This window comes from Cupriavidus sp. 01L46 (genome assembly GCF_056399905.1).
Genome location: NZ_JBFTSF010000371.1, coordinates 1 through 5,488, shown reverse-complemented (window position 1 = coordinate 5,488; position 5,488 = coordinate 1). Strand labels below are relative to the sequence as shown.

Below are 5,488 nucleotides of genomic sequence, written 5' to 3'. Positions count from 1 at the left end.
GAAGACCACAGTCCTCTCGTTCAGCCTGGCGGCTGTGCTTGCCGCTGGCAGCTTGCCCGCCCTCGCCCAGAACGCCGCCGTCGTGAATGGCAAGGCGATCCCCTCGGCCAAGCTGGACAAGCTCGTAGCCGGCACCGGACAGCCTCCCAGCGCAGAACTGCGCGACCGTGCCCGCACCATGCTGATCGACCGTGAGCTGCTGCTGCAGGAAGCCAACAAGCGCGGCCTGACCCAGCGCGACGACCTGCAGGAACAACTGGAACAAGCCAAGCTGAACGTGCTGGCCGGTGCCGTGTTCGAGGACTACGTCAAGACCCACGGCGCCAGCGACGACGAACTGCGCAAGCAGTACGACAAGATCAAGTCCCAGTTCGGCAGCGGCAAGGAATACCACGCCCGCCACATCCTGGTTGAGAAGGAAGCCGACGCGCGCGCCATCATCGCCAAGATCAAGGCCGGCGCCAAGTTCGAAGACATGGCCAAGGCCTCGTCCAAGGACCCGGGCTCCGCAGCCAACGGCGGCGACCTCGACTGGGCCAACAGCAGCAGCTACGTGCCGGAGTTCTCGGCCGCCATGACCGCGCTGAAGAAGGGCCAGATGACCGAAACCCCGGTCAAGACCCAGTTCGGCTGGCACATCATCCAGCTCGACGACACCCGCGACGCCAAGATCCCGACGTTCGAGGAAGTCAAGCCGCAGCTGGTGCAGATGCTGATGGGCGACCAGAACTGGCAGCGCGAGCAGTTCCAGGCAATGATGAAGTCGCTCAAGGACAAGGCCAAGATCCAGTAAGTGGACTCAGCCTTGCCGTGACGGGAAAACCGGCGCCGATGGCGCCGGTTTTCATTTGCGCGAGCGGGATGTTCCCTTCAGCCCTCCTGCCCGCCAAGCGTTCGCAGGTATCCATGCGCTGCGCCCCGCAGTTGTCGCATCAGGCGCGAGAAATCGATCCCCTCCCCCTCATCGATACAAGCATGCGAGATCAGGCCATAGACGATGGCCTGCAGCGTCACCGAGGCCTCCTCGAGCACCGCGGCCTGCGGCGCGTCGGCGGCGCTTAGCAGCGCCCGGCTCCACAACGCGACAAACCGCGCGTACATCTTCTGGTATGCCGCGCGCCCCGAGTAATGCCGCTCCAGCAGGTAGATCGGCCCCCAACGCTCCGGCGTCTCCCGGTGGTGCTCCACGTTGACGGCGATCAGCGCGTCCACGATGGCCGCCATCGATTCCCCCCGGCACTGCGCCAGGCCGGCATCCATCGCCAGCACGATCCGCTTGGCACGCAGGTGCAGGCACACCTGCGCCAGTTCTTCCTTGCTGCCGAAGTACTCGTAGAACGTACCCAGCCCCACGCCGGCCAGGTCCACGATGGCGCGGATCGTCACCTGCCCATAGTCCTGCGCGGCCAAAAGCCGAACAAAGGCCTCCTGGATGGCCAGGGAGGTCTGCCATGAGCGCGACTGCACCGGCCTGCGGCGCGGCTTTGCCGGGCCTTTTTGCTGTGGGTTCATGGTGCTCCGAAAGCCGAACATGACGGCTGGTCATTCTATCTAGAATGACCTTTCGAATCTAACGGGGGGCGGCAAGCCCAGCCCCCCGGCCCAAGGAGACAACCCGCCATGACTGCCATGAACGCCACCCACGCCACGCGCGCCACCCACGTCATCACCAACCAGGTCCCGGAACTCAAGGACTACAACCTCTACACCAGCGACCCCGGCATCCGCCGCGCGGTTGCGCGCGCGGGCGCGGAATGGAACGAGGGGGAACTCGAACGCCAGGGCGCCGTGCTCGGTGCCGAGCAAACGATCCGGCATGCCGAAGATGCTAATCGCCATCACCCCGAGCTGCACACACATTCGCGCATCGGCGAGCGCATCGACCAGGTGCGTTTCCACCCGGGCTGGCAGGCGCTGATGACCATTGCGCGCCGCAGCGGGCTGGCCAACCTGCCCTTCGCCGATACGCGCCCCTCGGCCTGGGCTTCCTACGCGGCCTCGCTCTATATGCATAGCCAGATCGAGTCCGGCTCGCTGTGCCCCACCAACATGACCCAGGCCTGCATCCCCGTGCTGCGCAAGGAGCCGGCATTGTTCGCACAGTTCGGCGACAAGCTGCTGACGCAGGCCTACGACCCGCGCGACCTTCCCATCGAACACAAACACTCGATCAACGTGGGCATGGGCATGACCGAGAAGCAAGGCGGCTCCGACGTGCGCGCCAACACCACGCGCGCCGTGCCCAGCCGCGGCGAGGGGCGTGGAGCCGAGTACCTGATCACCGGCCACAAGTGGTTCTTCTCCGCGCCGATGTCGGATGCCCACCTGGTGCTGGCAAACACCGAGGCCGGCTCCTCCTGCTTCTTCGTGCCACGCTGGCGCCCCGACGGCAGCAAGAACCCCATCGAGATCCAGCGCCTGAAGGACAAGGTGGGCAACCGCTCCAACTCCAGCAGCGAAGTCGAGTTCCGCGATGCCTGGGGCATCATGGTCGGCGAGGAAGGCCGCGGCATTCCCACCATCCTGGAGATGGCCACGTATAGCCGGCTTAACTGCTCGCTATCGAGCGCCGGTTTCCTGCGCCAGGCGCTGGTGCAGGCCCTGCACTACACGCGTCACCGCAGCGCCTTCGGCAAGCCGCTGATCCGCCAGCCGCTGATGGTCAGGCTGCTGGCCGACATGGCGCTGGAGGCCGAGGCCGCCATGCTGCTGGCCATGGACCTGGCCACCGCCTTCGAAGCCACCGACGATCCCGCCCGCCTGGCATGGCGCCGCATCCTCACGCCCGCTTCCAAATTCTGGATCTGCAAGCGCGCGGTGGAGATGACCGGCGAGGCCATGGAAATCTTCGGCGGCAACGGCTACGTGGAAGATGGCCCCATGGGCCGGCTGTTCCGCGAAGCCCCGGTCAACTCGATCTGGGAGGGCTCCGGCAACGTGATGTGCCTGGACGTGCTACGCGCCATCGGCCGCAACCCGGACGACTACCTGCGGGTGCTGGAACACATGAGCGCGGTCGGCGCGGACGAGCCGCGCATCCAGGCCAGCGTGGCGGCATTGCGCGCGGCGCTGCGCCTGCCCGAGGAGGAGCAGCAGGCCGAGGCACGCCGCACCACCACGCGGCTGGTGCTGACCGCCCAGGCCTGCCTGATGCGCCAGCATGCCGAGGCGGCCACCGCCGACGCCTTCCTTGCCAGCCGCTTCGACCCGGAATGGGGCGCCGTAATGGGTATCAGTGCGGGCATCGGCGCGGGCGGGGGCAATGCCGCGCGCATCCTGGAGCTGGCCTGGGCCGCCTGACGCCAGCACGGCATTGCCGCACCGTGGCAGGGTTCAAGCCGCGCACAGCTCCAGCAACTGCTCGTCGCGAAAGCCCCATTGCGCCGGATCCTCGAACCCCACCACGGTGTCCTCCGTCTCGCGCAGATCGAGCGTCTCGGGGCCGAGGTGGGCGGCCTCGCTCACCGAATAGAACACCTTGACCTGCGGGCGCAGCGGCTCGTTGTCGTTCTGCGCGAAGACCACCGCCAGCCGTCCGGAGCGCAAGCGCAGCACCGTGCCCAGCGGATAGATGCCAATGGACCGGGTGAAGGCCTGGAACACCGTACGATCGAACAGCGTATCCGCCCGCACCGCCATATACTCCAGCGCCCGCGCAGGCGTCCACGCCTGGTGCCCGGGCCGGTTGGAGGTCAGGGAATCATAGGCATCGCACACCGCGGCGATCTTGGCGTGCACGCTGATCTCGTTGCCATGCAGGCCAAATGGGTAGCCGCGCCCGTCGATGCGCTCGTGGTGGTGCATGCAGACATCGAGGGGAATATTGCTGTAGAGCTTAGCCTCGTTGAGGACGCGGTAACCCACCGAAGGATGGCGCTGCACCATCGCTACCTCGGCGGCGGTCATCTCGCCCTGCTTGTGCAGCACGTGCGTGGGCACGGAAATCTTGCCGATATCGTGCACCAGGCCCGCCAGCCCGAGCTGCTGCACCGCGGCATTGTCCAGGCCAAGGGTGCGGCCCAGCGCGATCATCAGCGCGCAGACCGCGAAGGAATGCAGATAGGTGTAGTCGTCCCGCACCTTGAGCCGCGCCAGCGCGATCAGGGCCTGCGAATGGCGGGTCAGCGAATTCGATACGGAATCGACCAGCATCAGGGCGCCMTCCACCTCCAGCGCCCGGCCCATGCGGGCATTCGTGAACATCGACCCGACCACCGCCTTGCCGTTCTTCATCACCTCCCGGGCCAGCCCGAACTCCACCTCCAGCGGCACCCCCGATTGCGGCACGGCGCCGGCCGGCTCGTCGGCGACGGGCTTCACGTTCAAGGATCCCGATGCCGCGAGTTGCGCGGGCGGCGGCACACCCTTGCCCTTGAGCAGATCGATCCAGACCTCCTCGACCTTGGAGGCGATCATCTGGTCGATCTGTTCCTGGCTGTTCACCAGGAACCGGGAGCGCCAGAAGGGATGCTCCAGCCATGGCCCCCCCACCCTGGCCACGAACATTCCGACTTGAAGCTGTTGGGTCTTGATCCGTTTCAGCATGCCAGCTCCTCGCGTACAGATTGAATAAGGCGTGGCCGCTTAACGGCAAGGAGACAAAATACTTTAGGCCTGGCGACCCGCATGCACGGTTGGAGGCAGGCGAGTAGCCCGTCAACACTTCAACCCTTCAACCCTTCAACCCTTCAACCCTTCAATCCCTCAATCCTTCCCCCCCTTGCCCTGCCCCCTGCCGGCAGCGGCTTTCCCCCGCGGCCGCCTGGCCGCAGGTTTCGGCGCGGCTTCCGTCTCCCCGGCCTGGGCGGACTTCATGAAGCGGCTTTCGCTGGTCATCACGCCGACGATCCGTGCGAGCTGGCGACTCAGGCTGATATAGGCGTGGCCCATGCGGGCGTCGAAGTACAGCGAATCGCCGCGCGCCAGATGCACCCGCTCGCCGCCGTCGAAATGCACCTCGATCTCGCCGGAGAGTACGTACACGAACTCCTCGCCGGGATGGCGCGCGAAATCCTCGGGCCCCGCGATACGGCGCGCGTGCACGGTGCTGACCACCGGGATCATCTGCTTTCCCACCGCCTCGGTGCCGAGGAATTCATAGGAAAACGACACGCCCCGATAGGTCACGCCCTCGCCTGAGCGCGTCACGACGGGCCCCTGGAATGGCGCAGTCTTCGCGCCAGCGCCCGCGAACATCGAGCCCATGTCCATGCGCAGCGCCTTGCCCAGCGCGGCGAAATTCTCGTAGCCCAATGCCAGCTGCCCGCGCTCCGCGCGCGAGATGGTGGTGATCGACACGCCCGAYAGCTCGGCCAGATGTGCCAGCGTCCAGCCAAAGGCCTTGCGCGCACTGCGCAGACGCTTGCCAAAGGTCTCGCGGTCGAGTGTGCGCGACTCGTCGCTATCGTCGCTGCCGCGCCCCGGGGCGATGTGAGTTTTCAAGCCTGCGTCCTTTTTTTCCGTTGGAGCGGATGCTATCAGACGGCGC

Annotated in this window: 5 protein-coding genes; 2 read left to right on the top strand and 3 right to left on the bottom strand. The window is 66.2% G+C overall.

The genetic code is table 11. From position 1 onward, the window contains the following. Window positions 1-793: peptidylprolyl isomerase (locus tag AC1DS3_RS34575; RefSeq protein WP_477128948.1), on the top strand; the 793-nt coding region annotated here is incomplete at its 5' end. A 77-nt stretch (window positions 794-870) separates the two neighbouring features. Here the strand turns inward: AC1DS3_RS34575 and AC1DS3_RS34570 are convergent. Next, on the bottom strand, window positions 871-1,512 hold the full coding sequence (locus AC1DS3_RS34570) for a TetR/AcrR family transcriptional regulator (protein ID WP_441634822.1): 642 nt from the start codon (window positions 1,510-1,512) through the stop codon (window positions 871-873). Window positions 1,513-1,620: 108 nt separating this feature from the next. Between AC1DS3_RS34570 and AC1DS3_RS34565 the strand changes: the two genes are divergently transcribed. Continuing rightward, window positions 1,621-3,300 (top strand): acyl-CoA dehydrogenase family protein, encoded by a 1,680-nt coding sequence (locus AC1DS3_RS34565; RefSeq protein ID WP_441634820.1) that lies wholly within the window; start codon window positions 1,621-1,623, stop codon window positions 3,298-3,300. A 33-nt stretch (window positions 3,301-3,333) separates the two neighbouring features. Here the strand turns inward: AC1DS3_RS34565 and AC1DS3_RS34560 are convergent, their stop codons facing one another. Together AC1DS3_RS34560 and AC1DS3_RS34555 are read right to left on the bottom strand one after the other, a co-directional pair. Further along, window positions 3,334-4,545 (bottom strand): HD-GYP domain-containing protein, encoded by a 1,212-nt coding sequence (locus tag AC1DS3_RS34560; RefSeq protein WP_477128947.1) that lies wholly within the window; start codon window positions 4,543-4,545, stop codon window positions 3,334-3,336. 159 nt (window positions 4,546-4,704) lie between these two features. Continuing rightward, on the bottom strand, window positions 4,705-5,442 hold the full coding sequence (locus tag AC1DS3_RS34555) for a helix-turn-helix domain-containing protein (protein ID WP_441634817.1): 738 nt from the start codon (window positions 5,440-5,442) through the stop codon (window positions 4,705-4,707). Between the last annotated feature and the right edge of the window lie 46 nt (window positions 5,443-5,488).